This is a genomic window from Propionicimonas sp. (assembly GCF_034927565.1).
Lineage (GTDB): Bacteria > Actinomycetota > Actinomycetes > Propionibacteriales > Propionibacteriaceae > Propionicimonas.
The window spans coordinates 1-2,589 of record NZ_JAYFPT010000111.1 but is presented as its reverse complement, the minus strand read 5'-3'; the positions used below and the strand labels follow the sequence as shown (position 1 = coordinate 2,589).

Annotated in this window: 3 protein-coding genes; 1 reads left to right on the top strand and 2 read right to left on the bottom strand. The window is 72.0% G+C overall.

The window, feature by feature from the left end; genetic code table 11:
• Positions 1–139: 139 nt before the first annotated feature.
• Together VB080_RS15255 and VB080_RS15250 are read right to left on the bottom strand one after the other, a co-directional pair.
• Positions 140–1,432, bottom strand: a complete 1,293-nt coding sequence (locus tag VB080_RS15255; RefSeq protein WP_323419309.1) for a glycosyltransferase — start codon at positions 1,430–1,432, stop codon at positions 140–142.
• A gap of 36 nt (positions 1,433–1,468) precedes the next feature.
• Positions 1,469–2,008, bottom strand: coding sequence for a GNAT family N-acetyltransferase (locus VB080_RS15250; protein ID WP_323419308.1), 540 nt, complete (start codon positions 2,006–2,008; stop codon positions 1,469–1,471).
• A 226-nt stretch (positions 2,009–2,234) separates the two neighbouring features.
• Between VB080_RS15250 and VB080_RS15245 the strand changes: the two genes are divergently transcribed.
• Positions 2,235–2,588, top strand: a complete 354-nt coding sequence (locus VB080_RS15245) for a hypothetical protein (protein ID WP_323419307.1) — start codon at positions 2,235–2,237, stop codon at positions 2,586–2,588.
• The last annotated feature ends 1 nt before the right edge of the window (position 2,589 follow it).

Genomic DNA, 2,589 nt, shown 5'->3' with positions numbered 1-2,589 from the left:
ACAACGCCGCGAGACGCCCGCGGGGCACCGCGCAGCAGGCCACCGTTGGGGATAGGGAGACACGCTCTAGGCACGCTAGTACGTCCACCCGGGTTCCCGCGAGGTTTTCGGTGCTTTCACACAGCGGCATTCCGGTCCGTCAGGTCCCGGTACCGCGCCGCAGTTCAGCCAGCTCTTGGTAGATCCCCAGCATCACCTGCGCCTGGTGCCTTCCGGTGTGGACGGCGGCCAGTTCGCGGCTGCGGGCCGAGGCGCGGGCGGCGGTGGCCGGATCGGCCAGGGCGGCGAGGAAGTCCAGCACGGTGGCGGCCAACTCCGACGGCTCCGGACGGGCGAACCGGGCGTTGACCCCGTCCTCAGCGACCAGGCGCAGACCGGGGTCGACCAGCACCAGCGGCAAGCCGGCGTGCGCTGCCTCGTGGAGCACCAGTGCCTGGGTGTCGGTCTCCGAACCGAACACGAAGAGATCCGCCGAGGCGTACCAGGCCGCGAGTTGATCGTGGGGAACCTCGCCCACCCAGTGGACTCCCCCGGCCCGGATCGCCCGGCCGAGCCGGCGGCGCAACCCGAGGTCGCCGGTATTGCGCGGACCGACCAGCACCAGTTCGGCGTCCGGACGGGCCTGGCGCACCAGGTCGAAGGCGTCCAGCAGCAGCCCGATGCCCTTCTCGGCGCCCACCCACCCGACGTACAGCAGGCGTGGTCCCGTCCCACGCGACAACGCCGGCTGCTCCGGAAGCGGGTCGCAGCCGTTCGGCACCACCTGCACGTGCGCGTCCGGTGCGATCGACAGCACCCGGTCGGCGGTCTTGTCGGACGGAGTGGTGACCACGTCGGCCTCGGTGAGCAGGGCGGCGGCCAGGGCCAGCAGATCGGCCAGCGATCGGCTGCGCCCCTCCCCCGGGATCCCACGGGCGAGGTCACGGCCGGCGTCGAAGTGCCGGAAGAAGACCCGGTAGGCACCGGCGAGCGCAGGCAGCATCGGGCCGAAGTGCTCGGCGTAGGCCTCGAAGTCGGTGTGCCAGGTGACCACCAGCGGACGGTCGGCCTTCTCGGCCACCCACATCCCCAGCAGCCCCACCGGCCCCAGTCCGTGGACGTGCACCACGTCGGGTGGGTCTGCCACCAGCTCGTCCAGCGCCCGTTCGAAGCCCCTGCCCAGCGACAGCCGCAGCTGGACCCCTGGCACGGGCAGGCTGGCCAGCCGCCGTTCACTTCGCCACGGGTCCTCGGCGTCCGGGCTCGTCCCCGCGCTGGCCGGCGCCACCAGCAGCACCTCGTGCCCTTCGGCGAGCACCTGGTGCTCGAGTTCCTGCACGGCACGGACCAGCCCGCTCGCACGGGGCCCGTAGTTGTCGGTGAACATGGCGACCCGCAGCCGCCCGGTGCTGGTGGAGATGACAGTCCCTTTCCTCGGAGGATGCCTTTCCATCTTGCCCTGCGCCGGCCGTGCGTGACGGCCGAACGATCAGCGCAACGCTGCCGGCGGATCGTCCGAGGCGATGTCGCCCAGATCGCGCTGCAACCAGGCGACATCGCACCAGGCGCCGTGTTTCCAGCCGACCCGGCGCAGCAGGCCCGCCGGTTCGAAACCGTAGGCCGCGTGGAGGGCCATGCTCGCCTCGTTGGGCTGGGTGATCAGCGCGATCGCCCGGCGGTAGCCGCGGACGGCCAGGGCGGGCAGCAGAGCGTCGTAGAGCGCCCGGCCCGCCCCGGCGCCCCGCGACTGCGAGGCCACGTAGATGCTGGTCTCGCAGGACCAGGCGTACGCCGAGCGCTCGGCGAAGGCGTGCCCGTAGGCGTAGCCGATCACCTCGCCGTCCCGCTCATAGACCAGCCAGGCGTGGCTGGCGGCGCAGTCGGCGAGCCGCGCGGCCATCTGCTGGACCGTCGGCGGCTCGGTCTCGAAGGTGATCGTGGTGTCGTGGACGTAAGGGGTGTAGATCGCGAGGCAGCCGGCCGCGTCGGCAGCCGTGGCTGGTCGGACGATTCCGGTCGGAGCGCTCATGACGGCAATCGTCGCACGCCCGTACTGGGCCCCGACCGGCCGTCTTGAACCGGTGACGTCCCTCGCCCGGCGACGGCCGCACGCCCGGAGCGTGTCCCCCTCCCCAGACGGACAGACGGACACGCTCTAACATCAAAGCTGTGAAGCAGCCGAGCCGGGAACCCGGTGCCGCCGGTAAGCCCCCGGTGGCCGGCCCCGCACGACCGGGGTACGAAAGCCCGGGCGCATGAGTGACCAGACCGGCTTCCGTCCCCCGGAGCAGCAGCATCCCCATCCCTCAGGGGTGGTGATCTGCCCGGACTGCGACCGGGGCCAGTGGATCCTGGGCACCGCCAGCGGCTCGCACTACCTGATCGACCTGGACGAGGCGGTCATCCTGCGGGCGCCGGATCCCGACCGCAGTCGGGCGCCAGTACCGCTGCGCCGCGACGCCGAGGAGATCCGGCTGCTGTGGCTCAACCAGGTGCGGCTCGGCTCGCCCGCGGTGTTCTACCTCGATCTGCGCCGCGACGGCGTCGTCACCGAGCGGGTCACCTCCGCCGTGGTGAGCATCCACCGTGCCGCCACCCAGCCCGACTGAG

Bases quoted from the DNA above. Each gene is read 5' to 3' on its own strand.
- VB080_RS15245 (WP_323419307.1), top strand. From the start codon at position 2,235: ATGAGTGACCAGACCGGCTTCCGTCCCCCGGAGCAGCAGCATCCCCAT.
- VB080_RS15255 (WP_323419309.1), bottom strand. From the start codon at position 1,432: ATGGAAAGGCATCCTCCGAGGAAAGGGACTGTCATCTCCACCAGCACC.
- VB080_RS15250 (WP_323419308.1), bottom strand. From the start codon at position 2,008: ATGAGCGCTCCGACCGGAATCGTCCGACCAGCCACGGCTGCCGACGCG.